This window comes from Amycolatopsis silviterrae (genome assembly GCF_042684085.1).
Classification (GTDB): domain Bacteria; phylum Actinomycetota; class Actinomycetes; order Mycobacteriales; family Pseudonocardiaceae; genus Amycolatopsis; species Amycolatopsis silviterrae.
Genome location: NZ_JBHUKS010000006.1, coordinates 317,791 through 337,495, shown reverse-complemented (window position 1 = coordinate 337,495; position 19,705 = coordinate 317,791). Strand labels below are relative to the sequence as shown.

14 protein-coding genes are annotated in these 19,705 nt (G+C 69.1%); 5 read left to right on the top strand and 9 right to left on the bottom strand.

Going from position 1 to position 19,705, the window contains the following annotated elements; translation table 11 throughout:
• Positions 1 to 3 precede the first annotated feature (3 nt).
• Both ACFSVL_RS10555 and ACFSVL_RS10550 read right to left on the bottom strand, forming a co-directional pair.
• Positions 4 to 1,197, bottom strand: coding sequence for a helix-turn-helix domain-containing protein (locus ACFSVL_RS10555; RefSeq protein ID WP_378302922.1), 1,194 nt, complete (start codon positions 1,195 to 1,197; stop codon positions 4 to 6).
• A 113-nt stretch (positions 1,198 to 1,310) separates the two neighbouring features.
• Positions 1,311 to 1,484, bottom strand: a complete 174-nt coding sequence (locus ACFSVL_RS10550) for a hypothetical protein (protein WP_378302920.1) — start codon at positions 1,482 to 1,484, stop codon at positions 1,311 to 1,313.
• Positions 1,485 to 1,722: 238 nt separating this feature from the next.
• Here ACFSVL_RS10550 and ACFSVL_RS10545 point away from each other — a divergent pair, with 238 nt between their 5' ends.
• A complete protein-coding gene (locus ACFSVL_RS10545) occupies positions 1,723 to 2,625 on the top strand; it encodes a hypothetical protein (protein ID WP_378302918.1) in 903 nt (300 codons plus the stop codon).
• 57 nt (positions 2,626 to 2,682) lie between these two features.
• Here the strand turns inward: ACFSVL_RS10545 and ACFSVL_RS10540 are convergent, their stop codons facing one another.
• The 6 genes from ACFSVL_RS10540 to ACFSVL_RS10515 form a co-directional block, all read right to left on the bottom strand.
• Positions 2,683 to 5,841, bottom strand: a complete 3,159-nt coding sequence (locus ACFSVL_RS10540; RefSeq protein WP_378302916.1) for an ATP-binding protein — start codon at positions 5,839 to 5,841, stop codon at positions 2,683 to 2,685.
• A complete protein-coding gene (locus tag ACFSVL_RS10535) occupies positions 5,838 to 6,443 on the bottom strand; it encodes a hypothetical protein (RefSeq protein ID WP_378302914.1) in 606 nt (201 codons plus the stop codon). Before ACFSVL_RS10535 ends, ACFSVL_RS10540 begins: the two co-directional genes overlap by 4 nt.
• 11 nt (positions 6,444 to 6,454) lie before the next feature.
• On the bottom strand, positions 6,455 to 8,104 hold the full coding sequence (locus ACFSVL_RS10530) for a KGGVGR-motif variant AAA ATPase (protein WP_378302912.1): 1,650 nt from the start codon (positions 8,102 to 8,104) through the stop codon (positions 6,455 to 6,457).
• Positions 8,101 to 8,694: a TIR domain-containing protein gene (locus ACFSVL_RS10525; RefSeq protein ID WP_378302910.1), complete on the bottom strand. Its 594-nt coding sequence runs from the start codon at positions 8,692 to 8,694 to the stop codon at positions 8,101 to 8,103. Before ACFSVL_RS10525 ends, ACFSVL_RS10530 begins: the two co-directional genes overlap by 4 nt.
• A gap of 367 nt (positions 8,695 to 9,061) precedes the next feature.
• Positions 9,062 to 10,375 carry a caspase, EACC1-associated type gene (locus ACFSVL_RS10520; protein WP_378302908.1) on the bottom strand — a complete coding sequence of 438 codons (1,314 nt, stop codon included), beginning with the start codon at positions 10,373 to 10,375 and terminating at the stop codon, positions 9,062 to 9,064.
• 3 nt (positions 10,376 to 10,378) lie between these two features.
• Positions 10,379 to 10,741 carry an effector-associated constant component EACC1 gene (locus ACFSVL_RS10515; protein ID WP_378302906.1) on the bottom strand — a complete coding sequence of 121 codons (363 nt, stop codon included), beginning with the start codon at positions 10,739 to 10,741 and terminating at the stop codon, positions 10,379 to 10,381.
• Positions 10,742 to 11,825: 1,084 nt separating this feature from the next.
• Between ACFSVL_RS10515 and ACFSVL_RS10510 the strand changes: the two genes are divergently transcribed.
• Genes ACFSVL_RS10510 through ACFSVL_RS10500 form a run of 3 tightly spaced genes read left to right on the top strand, consistent with a single transcriptional unit; the run spans position 11,826 to position 17,194 of the window.
• Positions 11,826 to 15,791, top strand: a complete 3,966-nt coding sequence (locus ACFSVL_RS10510; protein WP_378302904.1) for an nSTAND1 domain-containing NTPase — start codon at positions 11,826 to 11,828, stop codon at positions 15,789 to 15,791.
• A gap of 25 nt (positions 15,792 to 15,816) precedes the next feature.
• Positions 15,817 to 16,359, top strand: coding sequence for a DUF2165 domain-containing protein (locus tag ACFSVL_RS10505; RefSeq protein WP_378302902.1), 543 nt, complete (start codon positions 15,817 to 15,819; stop codon positions 16,357 to 16,359).
• Between the two features lie 52 nt (positions 16,360 to 16,411).
• Complete coding sequence (locus ACFSVL_RS10500; RefSeq protein ID WP_378302900.1) at positions 16,412 to 17,194, top strand: IclR family transcriptional regulator; 783 nt, start codon at positions 16,412 to 16,414, stop codon at positions 17,192 to 17,194.
• A gap of 6 nt (positions 17,195 to 17,200) precedes the next feature.
• Here ACFSVL_RS10500 and ACFSVL_RS10495 read toward each other — a convergent pair whose 3' ends face one another.
• Positions 17,201 to 18,301, bottom strand: a complete 1,101-nt coding sequence (locus tag ACFSVL_RS10495) for an oxidoreductase (RefSeq protein WP_378302898.1) — start codon at positions 18,299 to 18,301, stop codon at positions 17,201 to 17,203.
• A gap of 201 nt (positions 18,302 to 18,502) precedes the next feature.
• Here ACFSVL_RS10495 and ACFSVL_RS10490 point away from each other — a divergent pair, with 201 nt between their 5' ends.
• Positions 18,503 to 19,699: a dipeptidase gene (locus ACFSVL_RS10490; RefSeq protein ID WP_378302897.1), complete on the top strand. Its 1,197-nt coding sequence runs from the start codon at positions 18,503 to 18,505 to the stop codon at positions 19,697 to 19,699.
• Positions 19,700 to 19,705 lie beyond the last annotated feature (6 nt).

Sequence of the window (19,705 nt, the reverse complement as noted above, 5' to 3'; positions counted from 1 at the left end):
GCTTCAGACTCGCTGGTGCAGCACGCGCCGCAGTTCCGGGTAGACCTCGCGGACCGAGGCGTGGTTATGCCACCGGCCGACATTCCTGGCCAGTTCCCGCAGGTCCAGCCGGATCGTCGCCGAATCGACGTGGGCCGCGTCCTCCAGGGTTTCGGTCAGGGTCTGGCAGCTCTGCTCGACCTCGCCCGCGAGGGCGTAGGCCAGCGACCTGCGGACGCCGAACCGCGCCCGCGTGCGCCGCGAGTCCGCGGGCAGCCGGGTCAGCTCCCGGTCCAGGAGTTCGGCCGCTTCGCCGGGCCGGCCGAGGTCGCAGAGCGACCAGCCCCGGGCCAGCCCGATCGGATCGGGGGCCGTGGAGCCGAGCACCGGGTACGCCGACGGGTCCGTGCCCGCCGCGTCGGCGTGAAGCAGTGCGCTGTCCAGCGCGCGGTCGTACTCGCTGCGATCGCCGGCCAGTGCGTGGCCCTGCGCCTCCCGCCGCGCGGCCAGGGCGAGGGTGCGTGAACCGGCCGGCCCCGCCCGCTGCGCCCGGCGCGCCAGCTCGATCGTGGCGATCGGATCGTGCCGGTAAAGCGCGAGCCCGGCTTCCCGCACGAAGGCGTAGCTCACGATCTCGTGGTCCCCGCCCGCGACGGCCAGTTCCGCGGCCTTCCTCGTCCAGGACAGCGCGCGCCGGTCGTCGCCGGCTTCCTGCTGCATCCACCCGGTGTACTCGGCGATCCGCGCGGCCAGCAGCAACAGGCGCGACCTGCTCGGCTCCGGGTTCTCCCCCGCCAGCGCGCAGAGCATCCGCACCTGCGCTGTCAGCGATTCCAGCACCACCACCGGACTGGTCTGCATGCCGAGGCGCCGCAGGTCCTCGAAGGTGGTGCGGATCCCGAAGACCACCCGTTCGTCCGGCACCGGCCGCGGCCCGCCCGCGAGCGTCACGCCGAGCACGGTGCCGGCCACCAGCACCTGGCGACGGTCGAGGGTCACCTCGGCCTCCCTCGCCGACCGCGCCGCCGCCAGCAGCGCGCCGCCCGCGCCGAGTTCCCCGTCGCAGAGCCGGGCCATCGAATCGTGCGGCGGTTTCAGCCCGTTTTCGATCTTGCTGAGATATCCCTTGCTGTAGTGGATTCGCTTGGCCAGCTGACCCATCGACAGACCGGCGGCGATGCGGTATTCACGCAGCAATTCCCCAAATTTTCCGACCACCAAAGCCTCCCGCTCCGACTGGCTTCGAGTACAGCACCTGCCCCGAACCCGCGCAATCACCCGGTCGCCCGCGAGGTGATCGCGGGCGACCGGGTGGTCGCTTTCGCGGCAGCTCAGTCGTGCCAGGGGTTTCCGTCCGGATTCGACGCGGAGGTGGCGGTCGGCGGCGCTGCGGGCGGCTCGTCCGAGGACAGGGCGGAACCGCCGGCGGAACCGGTCACGGCCAGGCACAGCACGGCCGCGACCGGAGCGGCGACGGCAGCGAAAGCGGAGACGAATTTGGACATGACAAATCCTCCCGGGGAATTGGCGAATTGATTTCGGGCTTTTCCGGATCTGTTCCGGCGCCCATATCGAGGATTCATCAGAGCCCGGACGGCCAACAAGGAGGTGACCGTTTCCCCCGCCGCGGTCAACGGGAAACGGGAGGGGATCCACACCGCGTCCACTTCTGGTCGACAGCGGCGGTGAAGCCTCCCCCGGTACTCGCCGGCGTGGCGCCGGCGACGACCAGGAAGGTGGGTTATGAAGGAAAACGCGGTCTATGACGTCGCCGTTTCGTTCACCGAGCAGTCGCGGTCCGCGGTCGGCGAGGTGGTCGAGACGAGCCGGCAGCGCGGGCTGACGGTCCTGCACGGGCCCGACCAGACCCACGAGTGGTGGGGACACAAAGACCGGGGAGACCTGCCGACCGCACCGGTGCGCTTCTTCCTGCCCTTCGTCTCCGCTGTGGACGATTTCGGCGCCGCGATGCTGCGCGCGGTCAAGAACGGGGACGAGCACGTGCTGCCGGTGCTCGTCGGCGAGCTCGCCGTGCCCGCCGAACTGCTGCACCCGCACGTGAGCTACCTGCGGTTCGACCCTGCGCGGCCCGACCTGCTCACGGACGCGCTGGCTGCCCGGGTCGAGGCCGCCGAGTCGGCGGGGGCCGAGCGGGCATCGGTCGCCGAGGTAGTGACCGGCGCCCGGCGGCTCATCAGCTCACCAGCCGTGCCCGCCACGTTCAGCCGGTACGCCGAACAGGAGGCCACCCTCCGCTACCTGGGCGACCAGCTCACCGCGGCGATGCCGGGCCTGGAGCGCAGCGGGTTCGTCGGCACCGTGCACCGCGGTGACTCGCGCATCAGCATCCGGGTCGAGCAGGCCGGTGACACCGTATACGCGCTGGACATCCAGCGCGGGGGCATCGGCGGGGACGAGACGGTGAACTTCGTGGTCGGCAGGCACCAGACCGACACCGGCAGCGTGTGCAGCAACGGCTGGGCCCGCCCGGTGTACAGCACTGAGACCGGGGCCGCCGTGCTCGAACTGCACGACTTCTCGGTGCTCGGCCGCAGCACCGGCGAGCCCCGTGTCTATCGCAGGGAAGACCTGTTCGCCGCGCTGTGGCAGCGCATCAACACCGAGGTCGCGGCCGTGGTGCGCTGACCCCACGCGAAAAGCGCCCCTCACCTGAAGCGGGTGAGGGGCGCTTTTCGCCGTCGGTCACCGGTTCCCGCGGGCCCGGTCGAGCACTTCTTCGAGCCGCAGCGGACTCGGCGGGTGGTGGCTCAGGCACAGCGGCACCCGCATCCGGCGGAAGGCGAAGTTCTCGCCGGCGGCGTAGAACTGCCCGCGTTCCAGCCGCGCGATGTTGCCCACCGAACTGCCCTTCGCCCTGGCCATCTCGGTCGCGGCGGCCACCTGCGCCGGGCTGTTCAGCCTGCCGAAGAACTGCGTAGTGGCGTTGCCGACCACCTGGTTGTGCACGCCCTTCGGCGCCTGAGTGGCCAGCACCAGGCCGAGCCCGTACTTGCGTGCCTGGGAAGCCAGCAGGATGGTGCTCTGCGTGCTGGCCGTCAACGCCGTCGAAGGCGCGATAGTCTGCGCTTCGTCCATCACGAACAGCCCGCCGAGCGGCCGGTCCACGGCCGGATGGCGTTTGATCCAGGCGAACACCTCCCACTGGAGCTGGCTGACGAAGCCCTGCCGCTGCTCCTCCGACGGCAACCCGATGAAGCTGATCACCGAGATCCGGGCCCGTTTGCCCGCCGACGGCGTGAGCAGCTTCCCCGGGTCGGTCGCTTCCCCCTGCCCGCCGAGGAGCGGGTCGTTGACCACCGCCGCCCGCAGGGTTTCCGCGAGATCGGCGGCCATCGCGACGCCGGTGCTGAGATTGCTCACCCCCTCCGGCAATTCGGCGAGCAATTCGATGAACCGGTCGAGGTCCCGCTTCCCGGAACGGGCGTAGTGCGTCAACGCCTCGCGCAGCACCGCCCGGCCGCGAACGGCGCCCTTGGTCCCGTTGGCGACCCTGGCGTGCGGCACCAGCCGCGCCACGGCGGCTTCGACCGAGGCCGCGAACTCGTCGGCGTCCTCGCGGACGTCGGCGAAGTCGGGCAACGGGTGGAAGCTGAGCGGACGTCCGCCCGCCCGGCCGGGTGTCCACACCACGACCTCGGTGCCGGCCAGGTACTCCGCCGACCTGCCCGCGTCCCCGGGCAGCCAGTCGGCAGGAGGTTCGGGCCAGGCGTCGCCAAGGCGTGCCAAGTCGTTGTTGGGGTCCAGCACGATCGCCGACACCCCGCGCAGCGCGCACTCCTCGACGATCCGGCGCAGCAGCACGGTTTTCCCGCTGCCGGACCCCGCGAACACGATGACGTGCTTGCGCAGCGACTCCAGTTCGATGCGGATTTCTCCCTTGAGCCCGAGCACGAGTTCGTCGCCCGCCGATGCGGACGGTTCCGCGGGCGGGGGTTCAGCCGGTTCGGCAACCGGGGCCTTCGGCGGGGCGGGATTCGGCTCGGCGGGGGGCGGGACGGCGGGTCCCGGCGGCGGCCGCGTTTCCTGATGGCCGCTCCTGCGCTGGGTGGGCTGGGGCAGGACGTGGCGCAGCAGCGTCCGGCCGCTGGCGGGTTTGCGCGCCACCAGCCAGGTGATCAACCGGTGGCTCGGCCTGGCCAGCATTTCCCGGAGCGCGCTGAAGGTCCGCAGATCCTCGTCCGACATGTCGAGGCGCCGCACCCCCAGCCGCTCCAGCGCGGTGAACTCCTTGCGGGTGGTCGGCCCGGTCCAGCCGCGGTCGCCCCAGCGGATGAGCACGAGGTGCCGGTCCTTGGCCCCCGCCCGGATGCCCGCCGCGTCGCGGGCGCTGCGCAGCCGGCGCAGCACCGTCGTGCCGTGGCCCCCGGAGATGACCCGGAAGGTCCACTGCTCCTGGATGTCGAGCGCGTCGTCGAGGAGCCGGCGCAGGCTGGCGTGCAGCCTCTTCTCGTCCGACAGCGACTCCGGCTGCCACTTCAGGTCGTCGTTGCCGATCTCGGTGATCCACGCCTTCAGACCGGCCAGCAGCAAGGGCGGGGCGATGTCGTTTTCGTTGTCCTTGCTGATGTCCAGCGCGCTGAGGTCGACCTCAGCGCGCAGCCGGGCGAACTCCTCGTCGAGTTCGCCGAGAGAATGATCCGGCAGTACGGCCATGGGCACGGTCTCGACCACTTTCTCGTCGAAGGAACCCAGTTCCCGGATCTCCCCGTGCAAACAGGCTTCGGCGTGGGCGTGGATCCTCTTGAGCAACTGCCGCGGCGTGCGGCTCGTCCAGCTCTCCCCGAACGCGCTGGCGGCTACGGGCCAGGTCGAGTGCGGTGGTGTGACTCCCTGCTTTTCGTAGATCACCCGAAGCCATTTCTCGACCAGCTTCTTGCCCAGCGCCGGATCCTGGATCGCTCCCAGGAAGGAGGTCTGGGTGAACCGGTCGGCCACCGTGTCGCTGGCCACGTCCTTCAACCGCATCCAGGTGTTGGGCAGGCACGCCACGATGGTCAGCGTCCGCTGAGTGGATTCGCGCAGGGCCATCAGCCCGTCGGAGATCAGCGCGATTTCCCGAGTCGCCTCGGCGTCGGTCTCCCGGGTGTCGAGGGCGTCCTGCCCCTTGCTGACCAGGGTGTCCAGCTGGTCGACCCCTACGACGCACGGTCCCGTCAGGGCGAGGACGCGGGAGATGTCGCGCACCAGCACGCGGGGTGGCTTGGCGCGGTGCTGCATGCCCCAGAACCGGCGGTCGTCTTCGCTGCCTTCGTGGCCCTGGAGGTATTCCAGGCCGATGTCCGCGGCGTCGGACCCGTAGAGCACCAGAGCCCGGATGGTGTCGCCGCATTCGACCGCGATGCGGCCGTCGGCCTTCCGCAGGCCGTTGAGCAATGCCCGCACATGGTCGGGCTCCAGTGCCGATTCGCCCACGATGGCTCGGCTGACCTCTTCGGACACCGCGGCGCCGGCGCACAACTGCCGCAGCAGCACGGTGAGCTGGCGCTCGCCGTCGTCGTTGGCCCGGTGCAGTTCGCTGCGCATCGCCTCGGCGATGTCGTCCCAGAACGCGTCCCCGGTGGTGAGCTCGACCAGGAAGAAGTAGCCGCCCTCGCGCTGCGCCATGCGGCGCACCGTGCCGAGCAGGTGGGTCTTGCCCACTCCCTTCTCCCCCTGCACGGCCACGCCCACCGGGCTCGGGCCGGTGCTGGCCCTGGCGTCCTCGATGCCTGCCTTGATGTTGTGCTCGACCCTGGCGTGCAGTCCGTCGACGTGCGAGGGCGAAGTGTGCCAGACGTCGTCCGGGGTCTCGGCGGAGTTGAACCGCAGGACGGCCAGGACCTCGCGCAAGTCGTCGGTCATGATTCCTCGATCACGATGAGGTGCTTGTCCTCGCCGCCGACCCGGACGGCGGCGTCGTGGTCGGCGTCGGTGAGCACCTTGCGGTTGGAGTCGGGGGCCAGGTGGACCGTGCCCGTCTTCGCCATCTCGACCAGCACGGCGTCCACCTCGTCCTTGTCCGCGCCGTTGAGCTTCGGCCGCAGCCGGGCCAGGCGGATCCAGTCCTGCACGCCCACCGACAGCTCGGCGTAGACGCCGCGGATGAGCGCCTCCAGGTCGCCGGACCGCAGCGCCTCGGCCAGCAGACCGCGCTGGCGCAGGAACGGCACCAGCCGGCGCAGCAGGTCGAGCTGCTGCCGGGCCTGCGGCCCCGAGCGGGACGGCAGTTCCGCCCGGACCAGGTCGGTCATGCACCAGTCGATCCCCTCGTCGGTGATCCGGTGCACCATCGGCCGGAGGTTCGTCAAGCTCTCCAGCAGCCCGGCGGCGTTCAGCCGGTCGCGGTCGTCCCGGCCGAGCCGGATCTTGTGGTCGTTGACCAGTTCGGTGTTGAGCATGTCCCGGTTGGCCAGCACCAGCGCCAGCAGTGCGGCTCTGGCATTCGTGGAGTACTGCTCCGGCATTTCGCCGCCTTTCATTCGGTGAACGCGTTGATCCGTCGATCGATCCGGCTCAGCAGCGCCCTCGTCGCGTCGAGGAGCGCGGGGGGTGCGGGCACCCCGGCGCCGTCGACGCGGGCCCTGCTGAGGAAGGCCAGGTCCGCCGACCGGTCGAGCAGCAGGGCCAGGTCGCCGTGGTCCAGCGCGGTGGCCATCCCGCGCACGGTGTCCTCGACCAGCACGGAGCGTTCGGCGTAGGGCAGGGTGTCCGGCAGCGCGCGAAGCGCGTCCGCCGCGGTCCGCAGCGCCTCCTGGTCCGGCCCTGCCCCGGTGGCGGTAAGCAGGTCGTGCAGTTGCCTGGCCACCCGGACGGGCCGCGCGTCCGGCGTGAATTCCAGATGGTGCAGATTGCGCACGAAGCCCGGCAGCTCGTTGCGGTCGATGCCGCGGGCGAGCAGGCAGAACAGTTGCCGATGCCTGCCCTCCGGCCCGAGCGTGTGCCGCAGGAACCGTTCGGACTCGGTGATCTGCCAGCGGCTCAGCGGCCCCTCGACGACCAGGCACAGGTGCTGGGCAGAATCGGTGGCCTCGGCCAGGAATCCCGGGTCGCCGGACAACGACCGGTCGGCGCGCACTCCGAGCAGATGCAGTTCTTCGATCAGTTCCGCCGCGACCTTGGACTGCCGTGCGCTCGACACCAGCACGTCCAGGTCGAACTCACGGCACCGGTCCCGTGCCGCGGCCACGTAGGCGTCGCGGTTGTCGGCCAGCACGTCGGTGCGGTCGAAGTCCTGCGCGATGACCGACGCGACCGTCTCCAGCGCGTAGGAGATCTGGTCCGCCTTGGGCACCTCCTCGTCCAGGACCGGCAACTGCTCGCCGAAGCTCCAGTAGGAGACGTAGGGCACGGTGAGGTGGCGCATCATCAGGTCCACCGGAACGGTCTGCGCCAGCCAGTTGCCGAACAGCGGCGCCACGGTCTCGGCGCATTTGCGCTGCCACAGCTCGGCGCGCTCGTACTCGACCCGATTGTCCAATCTGGACAGAATGGGGAGCACCGAGTGCCGGGGCCGGTCGTAGGGCAGGCGGTCGCGAGCGCGGTCGGCCCGCCGGGCGACGTCCACCACGTCGTCGAGGTTCTGGTCGTTGGCGGTGAACACCACGACCAAGCGGTCCGGCAGATGCGCGGTGCAGATGCCGGCGATGTCGGACACGCCGGTCCGGCTGTCGAGCAGTACGAAGTCGTAGTCCTCGGTCCACGCCGCCCGGCACCGCTCCAGGTACGCGGCGAACCCGCGCCGGTACAGCTCCTCCCAGTTCAGCGCCTGCATCCGCTTCGAATAGGAGTCTTCGAGCTTGCCGGAAACCACGCGTCCGGCGGCCAGCAGATCGAGCCGACCGCCTTCGACGCCGACCCGGACGGCGTAGGACTCCAGGTTCCGCGGGGCCTCCGGTGATCCGGCATCGCGCAGGAAGTCGTGCGCGAGGTCGACGATCCCGCGTTCCGGCTGTTCGACCAGCTTCGGCCCGAAGTAGTGGTGCAGCCCGGGCGCTTCGAGATCCCAGTCCACCGTGAGCACCCGGTATCCCCAGCGCGCCAGCAGCACGGCCACGTTCGCCAGTGTGAAACTGCGGCCCACCCCGCCCTTGTACGAGTAGAAGGTGAGCACGGTGCCGGTCGTCATTCGAACCTCGGCAGCGGAGGAGTCGGCATCAGCACCGGTTGCGGTACTTCGACGAGCGGCCAGTCCGGCTGCCACGGCGGCGCCTGGGCCACCAGTTGCGCCAGGTCCCTGGCGAGCTCCTTGACCTTCTGGTGGAACTTGTTGTATTCAACGCTCTGCTGATAGCACGGATCCGGATAAGCGACATCCTTGAAATCCCGCCAGGCCCGCACCTTTCCCTCTTCGGGAAAATTTTCCGAGTCCGCGTACAGGATCGGGTAGATCAACCCTTGGGAAGAAACACCGCTTCCCGCGAGTCCGAGCATCTCCTCCCTCGCCTGCATGCTGCGCATCTCAGCCATGCACCAGGATGACTGAAAGTACGGCGGGGTGAGCAACTGAACCATGATCTTGCTGCGCTGCAACGCATCCCGCAGATTGGACGGCCAGTGCACCGCACTGGGCATCTGCCGATCCAGGTACACGCTCAGGCTGCCGTACTCGTCGGCGAGGCATTCCCGCAGTCTGCCGTAGAAGTGGTTGAGCAGCCATTTCTGCACGCTGCCGTGACGGCTGTAGCTGATGAACAGATCGAACTCGTACTCGGACACGCCAACGATGATATGCGGCGAACAACGGGCGAAAATCGACAGATAATGGAAATTACCCGGACAACTGGCCAGTCAACGGGACAGAAAGGGGACAACGGTCGGCACCGCGCACGACGACGGATCGCTGTACAGCCCGACAGAGGTGGTGGTCGGCGACCAGCCGAAAGGGTCTTGCACCGCGCCACTCCGCACCGCAAGCGTCGCTTTGGGTCGCGCACCACACGCACCGCTGCAACCGACCTGGCCTGCCAGTCCAGCGTCGATGTTGATCGGCGAAAGCCGGAACTCACCTGAACACCCTGGAACCGTGTCCAGCCGATCGCCGCTTCGGCGTTACGGCGAAATCAACGATGGCCAGGCTTTCGGGTCAGCCCATCCGGGCTTGCTGCGGCAGATACTGCCGCAGCGCCGCGACCAGCCGGCGCGGTGACGTGTCGATCTCGCCGAACCAGTAGGTAGGCCGTTCGCAGTCAGGCACCCGTTTGAGCGGCCCGCCGTCGAGCGGGAGGTAGCTGGCGTTGCCGAGTTCTATTTCGATATCGCAGCGTGGCATCCGCAGTTCCGGGCGGTCGACAGGGACCACGCGAATCTGGTGGATCCGTTGCCACGCAATGTCGGTTCGCCGGCCGTACTGCCACTGGACGCTCAGATGGTGCCGCTGGATTTCCAGCTTTCCCCTCGCCGCGCGAAACGGTGCGAGCAGCAGCGCGGGCCCCAGCAGGAGCAGGATCCAGCTGAAGACCGCGCCCCACCGGCCGGAGGCCAGGACCGCGCTGGCCGTGCCGATCGCGGCTAGCCCGAGCACGAAGACGGCCCAGGTGGCTGTCATTCGCGCTCGTGACGGTGGACGCGCAGCGAGGAACACGCGCTGGGCGACTGGTGGGGCGGCCGGTGGCGGCAATGGGGTGCCGGAGGCCGGCACCAGGCCGCGAGCGAGCGCGAGGGTGGCGGCGTCGCCGGTGGCGTTGTGTTGTGGCAGGGGCAGGCCGAGGCCGTCCAGTTCGGCAGAGATCCGTTGGTAGATCTCGTCCAGCGTGAGCGGATTGGGTTGCGCCAATGCGCCGAGCAGCGCGTTGGTGAAGGAGGTGTACCGCATGCCCGGCGGAGCGTGGCTGGGTGCGGTCGCCGTGGTGGAGGTCAGGGTGTAGGTGCCGGACAAGGCGCGTTGGCCGACGACCGGACCGCGCGGATCGGCCAAGGCGAGCTGACCGGCGAGCAGGCTGCGCGGATCGGACATCGCCGCGACCGCACGGCCGGAGAAGCAGCAATCCAGCACCAGCACCCGCGCTCGTGCTCTGGCCCGGACCACGTCCCGCTTGAGCAGGTCGACGGACACGCTCGTCCAGCCGATGTGGTCCAGGCTGGTGTCCGGGCGGGCCAGATGCAGCCGGCCGTCCTCGTCCAGCACGCCGTGTCCGGCGTAGTAGACCAGCAGCAGATCGGTCGCTTCCCGGGCCGCTTCCGCGATGGCGGCGCCGACCTTGGCATCGGTGACCTCGTCATCCGCTAGGACCGTGCACTGCTCGACCACACCGTGCTGGGCGTCGGTGAGCACCTGTCGGAGGGCGTCGAGGTTGTGCGCCACCGCGGGCAGGTCGGGCAGGTCGGCGGACCGGAAGGCAGCGGTGCCGATCAGCACCGCCCTCGACAGCTGCCGGTCCGGGAACCACGGTCCGGGCATCAGTCACTCCGGGTCACCGGCGGCAAGGGCTCCGACCTCGCGGATCACCGACTCGGGGTCACCGGCCCGTTTGACATCGACCTGGATCCGCCGCCCGTCGGACGCGGTGATGGTGACCGTGACGTCAGCCCGACGATGCACCAGCCAGGTGCACAGCGAACGGACCAGCACCGTGGCGGCGCCGCCGGAACCAACTGCGACAGTCAGCACCTCGACCGCGCCGCCCATCTGGTCCGGCTTCGGCGCTGCGGCCCGGGGAACGACCCTGCCGCGCAGCGAGTCCTCGGCCGCGAGCCAGTCCCGGAGGGCGAAGACGTGCACCGGCGGGACCTCGATCAGCAACGACGTGTCGTCGACTTCGCGCATCCCGCCATCCTGGCACTGTCGTGGTTGGCACAGGGGGTGAATGGCCGAAGCTCCGGGAGACCGCATCACTTATTGGCGCATTGTCGATCTGGGATGGCAGTCCGGGCTCGCACCGGACGGCGTAGATCCGGATCTTGGCGGCAGCCGGTGGCTGACCGTCGGGGACGGACGGCCTGCCACCGGGCCGGTATTCCCGGCAGCGGGACCGCGTTCCCGTTTCCAGGCACCCCATACACCCGAACGGACGATTTCCGGTATTCGCCGAAGGCACGGTGAATACCGGCAGTTCATCGCCGAGCAAAGCACATACATCGAGTAATTCCGTGCCATCCCAGCAAGGCCGTACGGACAGGCCGAAAAGCGCCAAAAGAGGCAGCGGGGCTGAGCGGACGCTTAGCAGTGGGCACCCGCCGCCCCGCCGCCTCTTTCCTCGCCAGATCGTGAAGCCGCTGGGGGCCGGCTCTCGCAATAAGTACGATCTGACGATCCCGCGCCGTCCTCGACAACACGGGTGTCTGGCGATGCCTGACTGGCCGAGTCGAGCCGCATCATCAGTCAGGCCACAGGGGGACAGCGCCTCCGGCTTCTCGCTGCTCCCTCAGTTGTCCGAGGCGGATGCCGGAGCCAAGCAGGCAGCCGATCGCCCGCGGATCCTGGTTCGACATCGCTTCCTCTCTATCTCCCCTCGACGTTGCACGAACTGCCCCCTCGACAGGTCGTGCACCGTCGAACCCGGTGTCCGGAACGAGCTGACGAAAGCCCGCGGCATGGTGCCGGACACCACGACATCGCTGCCGTGATCTTCTCCGTTCAGTCTGCCGCCCCTCCGTGCCGAGTGGATCTTCCCGGACCGTTCACTCTCCATAAGCCGAGGCCAGCGGCCTGATCGGGTTTTCCGGTCCGGACAGTCGACCCGCCTTGAATGTCGGGGCCGGCATAAGCGGCGACCACGGCGGGAAACTCCGGCAAAGATCACCTTGCATTCTTGAGTCTCGGTGACCAGGATGAATCTCCGCCCGCCAGGGAGCAGCCGCTTCACGGCGCCTGACCGCGGCGACGACATCGGCTTGGGGAGGACGATGGAATGGGCTTCGAGCCGCGTGGGCTATTCGCGGAGCGCTTCGCGCTGCTCTACGCCGAGGCGGGCGATCCTCCGCTGAAGCGGGTGACAGAATCGGTTTTGCGCACGCGCCGGGCCGACGAACGGGGTCGTCCGGTCAGAGTCGCGGCGCAGCGGGTCAGCGACTGGCGACGCGGACGGAACGTCCCTGCCAGCTTCGCCTCGTTGGCCGTCGTCCTGGAGATCCTGATCGGACAGGCGCGCCAGCTGCGCGCCACTCCGATCGTGCCCGACCTGTACGACCTGACTGCCTGGCGAGAGCTGTGGAAGCTGGCTCTCGGCAGTCCGATTCCCGGCGCTCCCCCGGCCGGTGAAACCCCTGCCGAGCAGCCCGGATCCGCATGTCCCTACCGGGGTCTCGCCTCGTTCCGGCAAGAGGACGCTGGCTCCTTCTTCGGGCGCAGTCGCAGCACTGACGCCCTCGTGGCCAGGTTGACGGCCAAGGCAAGCCCCGGCGTGGTCCTGCTGATCGGAGCGTCCGGTGCTGGGAAGTCGTCGCTGATCGCCGCCGGTCTGCTCCCGAGGCTGGAAGAGGCCGCATCGGGCGGTGGCTGGACGACGATCACGCTGACTCCGCGCGACAATCCGATCCGCGAACTCACCGCCCGGGTGCCAGAGCTTGAGAATGCGGTAAAACTCTTGTCTGATGGCGTCGAGGAGGATTTCCTGGCCGCGGTTCAGGTCGCTATAGCGGACCACCTCGACCGGCGAGCGCGATCGAAGACTCGGCTTGTATTGGTCGTGGACCAATTCGAGGAAACTTTTACGCTGTGCGCGGACGAATCCCAGCGAAGGCTATTCGTTCGCACTCTTCACGCCATCAGCAGCTCCGCTTCAGCCGGCGCTGGACGGCCCGCTGCCGTGCTGCTCGGGTTGCGGGCTGATTTCTTCGTTCACTGCCTGGAATACCCGGAACTCACGGCCGCCTCGCAAAGCGGCGATCTGCAGGTTCTCGGCCCGATGACGACCGGCGAGCTACGCGACGCCATCACCGGCCCGGCGAAGTCGGTCGGCCTGCAACTGGAACCGGGGCTCGTCGATCTGATCGTCCGCGACGTCGGCGCCGGAGCGGCGCGGACTCGCACCGGTTCGACGGAAAGCCTCCACGACGCCGGAGTTCTGCCTCTGCTGTCGCACGCGTTGCTGGCGACCTGGCAGCATCGCCAGCCCGGCAAGCTGACGATCGAGGCGTATCAGGCAGCCCGCGGAATCCGGGGTGCGGTGGCGGCAACCGCGGAACGCGTGTGGGCCGACCTGGATCGGCCCGGCCAAACCGCCGCACGTGCCATTCTCCTGCGGCTGGTGCGCGTCAGCGAGGACATGCGCGACACGCGGAGGCGCTCGACCCGGCACCAGCTGGCCGATCAGGCCGAGGATCCCGCGTCCGCGGGAAAGGCGCTGGAGATGCTGGCCGCGGCCCGGCTGGTCACGCTCGACGAGCGATCGGTCGAGATCACGCACGAAGCCCTGCTTCAAGCCTGGCCACGGCTGCGGAGCTGGCTCGACCAGGACCGAGCGGGCAACCTCCTGCGGCAGCGGCTTGAAGAGGACTCGACCTCCTGGGACAGCCAGGAACGCGACGCGTCCTTGCTCTACCGGGGCGCGCGCCTGGAGGCGGCAGCGCAGTGGATGAAGGCGGCCGACCCCGCCGACGCAACAGTCACCGCCCAGGAATTCCTCGCGGCGTCTTCCCGGCACCGCCGCCGAAACAGCTGGGCCCGGCGCGCCGCCATGGCCGCGGTGGTCGTCTTCGCCCTTGTCGCGGCATCAACGGCGGTGGTCGCCGTCCGGCAACGGGACGAAGCCCAGTTCCAGCAGGTCGTCGCGGAAGCCGACCGGCTGCAGGCGTCCGACCCCTCGCTGGCGGCCCAGCTCGATCTCGTCGCGCACCAGCTGCGTCCCGACGATCAGAACGTAGTGACCCGGCTGCTCTCTACCCAGCAGGCCCCGCTGGCCACCCCGCTCACCGGCCACCACGGCGCGGTGTATTGGACCGGCTTCAGTCCCGACGGAACTGTCCTGGCCACCGCCAGCGCCGACCGTACGGTCCGCCTTTGGGACCTGCGCGACCGAGGACGGCCGCGCCAGCTCGGGGTTCCCTTGACCGGATTCGGCAGCTGGGTCGCTTCGGCGGTCTTCACCCCGGACGCCCGCACGCTGATCACCGCCGGAGACGACCATGCGTTCCGGCTGTGGGACGTCTCCGATCCCGCCCGCCCGCGTCCGCTGGGACCTCCGACCGACGGCGGCGGCACCATTTACACCGCCACCGTCAGCCCGGACGGCCGCACGCTCGCCACCGCCACCAGCGATCGCACCGTAAGACTCTGGAACATCGCCGACCTCGCACACCCGGTCCCGCTCGGGAGCCCGCTCGCCGGCCACACCGGACTCGTGCGGACCGTCGCGTTCAGCCCGGACGGGCGCACCCTCGCTTCCGGCGGCAACGACCATACGATCCGGCTGTGGGACGTCGCCGACCCTGCCCGGGCATCGCCCCGGGGACAGCCGCTCCTCGGCCATGCCGGCATCGTGCATTCGGTGGCGTTCAGTCCCGACGGCCGCACTCTGGCCAGTGGGAGCGAGGACAAGACGGTGCGTCTCTGGGACGTCGCCGCGCCGGCCGTTCTCGGCAAGCCTCTCCTCGGGCACGTCGGGGAGGTCTGGCAGGTCGCGTTCAGCCGGGACGGCCGCATGCTCGCGTCAGGAGGCGACAGCACCGCGCGGCTCTGGAATCTTTCCGGCCCCTCCAATGCGGTGCCGCTCGGCAAGCCGCTGTCAGCCAGCAACGGCAACGTGTTCTCAGTCATGTTCGGCGCGGACGGACATACGCTCGCAGTCGGCAGCGGGGACGGCGTCGCCCGGCTGTGGTCGATACCCGATCTCGTCCTGCTGGGGCACGAATCAGCCATCTCCTCTTTGGCTTTCAGCCCGAACGGCCGTCTCCTGGCCGCTGGTTCCGAAGACAACGCAGGCCAGCTCTGGGACGTCACCGACGTAACGCGTCCGCGTCCGCTTTGGCTCTCGAAGACGGGACACCGCGGGGCCGTCAGCTCGATTGCCTTCAGTCCCGACAGCCGCGTCCTCGCCACCAGCAACTACGACAGCACAATTCAACTCTGGAATGTCGCCGCTCCGGCGAACCCGGCTCCGATCGGGCCTCCTCTCCGGCTGAAAACGAAATACGGCAGCCCCGTTCTGTTCAGCCCGGACGGTCGTCTTCTCGTCACCGCCCACGACGATCGCACCCTGCAGCTCTGGGACGTCCGCGACCCGGCGGAGCCCGTGCGGATCGGCCAGCCGATTCCCGGCAACCCGTCGAACGTGAACTCGGCGGCATTCAGTCCCGACGGCCGTATCCTCGCCGCCGGCAACGAGGACAGCACAGTGCAACTCTGGAGCCTCGCCGATCCCGCACACGCATCCCGCCTCGGACACCCTCTTGCCGGGCACAGCAAGCCAGTGCTGTCCGTCGCGTTCAGCCCAACCGGTCGTCTTCTCGCCACCGGCGGCGAAGATCAAACACTCCGGCTGTGGAACATTGACGATCCCTCCGCCCCATTAGGCCAGCCTCTCTCCGGGTACACCGAGGCCGTGAACGCCATTGCTTTCAGCCCCGATGGCGCGATGCTTGCGACCGGCAGTACCGATCGAAAACTTCACCTATGGGCCGTCTCGGCGACGTCCGCGACACCCATGGGGCAACCCATCGACACGGACGCGGGCATCGTCCACATAAGCTCCTTTCACCCCTTCGATCCGCGCCGGAAAATCCTGGCGACCGGCGGTGAAGACGGCGCGGTCCGCATCTGGAACCTCGACGAGGAGCGGGCTATCCAGCGAATATGCGCGTCGACCAACAACGTGCTGACTTCCCAGCAATCGCAACTGCATCTCCCGCACATCACTTACGATCCGCCCTGTCCGTGACATTCTCGACCATTGAGGTTCACGCATGAATATCTTCCGCAGACTCGGAACCCTTTCCGCAGCAGCCACGGTTCTCACCGGCATGACCGCCGTGCAAATGACCCTGGTCGCCGTCGGCAACATCACGGACTTCGGGACAAATCAAGAGTTCGTCCGTCATGTCCTGGCGATGGACACCACATTCCAGTCGCCGAACATGATGTGGCGCGCCATCACCAATCCCGGAATTGCCGACGCCGCATACATTGCCATCATCGTATGGGAGGCGCTCACCGCACTGGTGCTCATCGCCGGTTTGGTCGCGCGTATCCGGAACCACCTGACCGGACGCCCGCTTTCGCTGGCGAACCACCTGCCCGTCCTTGGCTGGGCGATGCAGTTCGCGCTTTTCGGGGTCGGCTTCATGGCAATCGGCGGAGAATGGTTTCAAATGTGGCAATCCAGCAAGTGGAACGGTCTCCAGGCAGCCCTGCAGAACCTCATTGTCGCCGCCTTCGGTCTCGTGATCACCCACCTCGCCGCGAAGGATTCAAGGGCGGGGGCGCCAGCTGACGAAGCGCTCCGGTGAGACCGGCGATGCTAAGCTCAATTCCCCGACCAGGCACTACGAGAGCGCGGACGTGACGGCGACCGACAAGCCGGCCAGCAGCGTGCGGCCGTTGAGCAGTGCGTTGAGCACGCTTCGCATCCTGGACGAGGTCGCCGCGCGGCAGCCGATCGGCGTTTCCGAACTCGCGCGGATCACGGCGATGCCGAAAAGCTCGGTCCAGCGCTGCCTGGTCACGCTCCGGGAGGCGGGCTGGCTGCGGATCGTCGACCCCGACCGCACCCGGTGGGGCGTGACGATGAAGGCGCTCACCATCGGGTTGCGCTGCAGTGGCGAGCAGGATCTGCGCGACCTTGCCCGTCCGGTGGTCAAGCGGCTCGCGGCGGAGACGGACGAGACCGTGCATTTCTCGCTGCGCGACGGGGACGACATCCTCGTCGTCGCGCGCGAGGACAGCACTCAGGTCGTCCGGGTGTTCGTCGAGGTCGGCACCCGGGTGCCGTTGCGCGCGTCGTCCGCGGGGGTCGCGATCCTGGCCGGGCTGGAGCCGGCCGAGGCGGGCGAGGTCCTCGGGCGGCCGGTGAAGGGCTTTGCTGGGCCGGTCCCGAAGGCGAAGGAGCTGCGCGCGGAGATCGCCCGCACCGCGGAGCGGGGTTACGCGCTCAACGGGTCGGCGTGGTTCCGGCCGCAGGTGACCTCGTTCGCCGCGGCGGTCGCCGATGCGACGGGGCGGCCTTTCGCGGCGCTGACTCTGGCGATTCCGGAGACGCGCTTCTCCCCCGCCGACGAGGAGCGGCTGGCGCGGTTGATCGTGTCGGCTGCCGAGGAAATCAGCGGGCTGATCTCCTCGGCCTGAGCCGGGTCAGAAGGCGCGGCGGTATTGGCGCGGCCAGGATTCGGCCGGGGAGGAATCCTTGGCGCGCAACGCCCAATAGGGATCGCGCAGCAGCGCGCGGCCGACGAACACGGCGTCGACGAGAGCGGGGACGGCTTCGTCGAGGTGTGCGGCCGAGGAGATCTCGCCGGACGCGGCGATGGCCGCTCCGGACGCGCGGAACAGCGGTCCGTACTGTGCATTGTGCAGCGGTTCGGAGAGACGCCGGGCTTCCGGGACGAGAGCGCCGGAGGAGAGGTCGATCAGGTCGACGCCGCATGCGGACAGTCCTGCGGCAACGACGGTCATGTCCTCGACGGTGAGCCCGCCGTCCAGCAGATCCTCGGCCGGGATGCGGACCGCGAGCGGTTTTTCCTCCGGCCATCCCGCGCGCAGGGCCCGCACCATCGCCAGGGGGAAGCGCATCCGGGCCCGGAGGTCGCCGCCCCATTCGTCGGTGCGGTGATTCGCCAGTGGCGACAGGAATTCGTGGAAAAGGTAGCCGTTGGCGCCGTGCAGTTCCAGGAGCTGGTAGCCGGCGCGGTGGGCGGCCCGTGCGGCCCGTTCGAGGTCATCTAGCAGCCTTTCCCCGTCCGCGGAGGACATCTCGGCCGGGACGGCCAGGCCGGCGAACGGCACCGGGGACGGCGCGAGCGGCTGCCAGCCGCCCTCGTCCGGAGGGATCGCACTGCGGGTCCCGGCGTTGTCCCAGGGCACGCCGTGCGAACTCTTCCGCCCGGCCACGCCTAGCTGGACCGCGGGCACCGATCCGATCGTCGTGATCATCTCGGTCAGCCTGCGGTGCCCCGCGATCTGCTGGTCGTTCCACAAACCGAGGTCCCGGACCGTGGTGCGCATGTCGGGCGCGACGGCCGTGCACTCGACCGTCACCAAGCCGAGGCCGCCCGCCGCTCGCGCTCCGTAATGCGCGAGGTGCCAGTCGGTCGGAGTGCCGTCGCCCTCCGCTGAGTACTGGCACATCGGGGACATCCACACCCGGTTGGGCAGCGTCACGTCTCGCAGGCGCAGCGGCGTCCAAGCCGCGCGAGCACCGGTCGTCGTGCCGCAATGGTGCACATCGTCTCGCATAACGGCACGGTAAAACGCCCTCCGTGGAGTGTCAACCAACGGAGCCCACCGTGCCGGATGGCGGCACATCGAGAAGGGACGCCAGAACGATCTTCCTTAATAAACCCGGAATGAACAGGCAGTTGACGGCGGCCTGTTCGTGCCGCAAAGTAGCACGGCGTGCCGCAATAGCGAACGACAGCGCAGTCTTGGAGGCGACCGATGCCACCCACCCGTTACCGCGGATACCGCTCCTTCTCGTACCTCGAGCCGGGGACGGACTTCACCGAGTTCGAGCCGTCGGCGGACGTCGGCCGGCTCCCGCCGCACGACCTCGGGCTGACCGGCGCGGAGTCGGCGCGGGCCGAACGCCTGCTGGCCGAAAACGTGGTGGTGTCGCTGCACGACCATCCGGTGCGGCTGCCCCGGCACGCCCGGACCGAACTGGTCGAGTGGAACCGGGGCGCGCGGCTGGCCTACGGCTACGAGGGGCTGAGCCGGTCCGGGCTCGACGCGGTGTTCGACAACCTCGGCTGGGGTGCGTGCGAGTCGCGCAACGGCTGGAAGTGGGACGACGTCATCACCGACCTCGGCATGCGGTTCTGCGATTTCGCCCACCAGGACTACGTGATCCGGGCCGAGTCCGTCGCGGACATCCGGCGGGCGCACGCCGAGGGACGGCTCGCCGTCGTCGCGGGGCTGGAGGGCGCCGCGCTGATCGAGAACGAGGTCGACCGCCTCGACGTGCTCTACGGGCTCGGGGTGCGGCAGATCGGCGTCGCCTACAGCGACGCGAATTCCCTCGGGAGCGGCTTGCGCGAGCGCGGCGACGGCGGACTGACCGCGTTCGGCCGCCGTGCCGTCCGGCGCATGAACCAGCTCGGGATGGCGATCGACGTGTCCCACTCCGGAGACCGGACCGCGCTCGAGGTGATCGAGGCGAGCGAGCGGCCGGTGCTCATCACGCACGCCGGGGCGCGGGCGGTCTGGGACACCCCGAGGATGAAGCCCGACGAGGTCATCCGGGCCTGCGCCGAATCCGGCGGCGTCATCGGGATCGAGGCCGCCCCGTACACCACCGTGAGCACCAGCCATCGCCGGCACACCATCGAATCGGTGATGGACCACTTCCGGCACTGCGTGGACCTCGTCGGGATCGAGCACGTCGCGTTCGGGCCGGACACCTTCTTCGGCGACCACCTCGACATGCACCACGTGATGAGCCGGAAGTGGGGTGTCGAGGAGACGATCCGCTCCGGTCCGGAGTTCGAGCCGGTCGACGCGGTCGCCGGGCTGGAGAACCCCGGCGAGTGCTTCCGCAACATCACCCGGTGGCTGGTGAAGCACGGCTACCCCGATCACGAGATCGCCGCCGTCATCGGCGGGAACGTCCTCCGCGCGCTCGAGAAGATCTGGTGAGGAACC

Excerpts from the sequence above, each read along its gene's own strand:
- ACFSVL_RS10520 (WP_378302908.1), bottom strand. The coding sequence starts at position 10,375 with ATGCCCGGACCGTGGTTCCCGGACCGGCAGCTGTCGAGGGCGGTGCTG.
- ACFSVL_RS10490 (WP_378302897.1), top strand. The coding sequence starts at position 18,503 with ATGCCACCCACCCGTTACCGCGGATACCGCTCCTTCTCGTACCTCGAG.
- ACFSVL_RS10535 (WP_378302914.1), bottom strand. The coding sequence starts at position 6,443 with ATGCCGGAGCAGTACTCCACGAATGCCAGAGCCGCACTGCTGGCGCTG.
- ACFSVL_RS10515 (WP_378302906.1), bottom strand. The coding sequence starts at position 10,741 with ATGCGCGAAGTCGACGACACGTCGTTGCTGATCGAGGTCCCGCCGGTG.
- ACFSVL_RS10505 (WP_378302902.1), top strand. The coding sequence starts at position 15,817 with ATGAATATCTTCCGCAGACTCGGAACCCTTTCCGCAGCAGCCACGGTT.
- ACFSVL_RS10510 (WP_378302904.1), top strand. The coding sequence starts at position 11,826 with ATGGGCTTCGAGCCGCGTGGGCTATTCGCGGAGCGCTTCGCGCTGCTC.
- ACFSVL_RS10540 (WP_378302916.1), bottom strand. The coding sequence starts at position 5,841 with ATGACCGACGACTTGCGCGAGGTCCTGGCCGTCCTGCGGTTCAACTCC.
- ACFSVL_RS10530 (WP_378302912.1), bottom strand. The coding sequence starts at position 8,104 with ATGACGACCGGCACCGTGCTCACCTTCTACTCGTACAAGGGCGGGGTG.
- ACFSVL_RS10545 (WP_378302918.1), top strand. The coding sequence starts at position 1,723 with ATGAAGGAAAACGCGGTCTATGACGTCGCCGTTTCGTTCACCGAGCAG.
- ACFSVL_RS10550 (WP_378302920.1), bottom strand. The coding sequence starts at position 1,484 with ATGTCCAAATTCGTCTCCGCTTTCGCTGCCGTCGCCGCTCCGGTCGCG.
- ACFSVL_RS10495 (WP_378302898.1), bottom strand. The coding sequence starts at position 18,301 with ATGCGAGACGATGTGCACCATTGCGGCACGACGACCGGTGCTCGCGCG.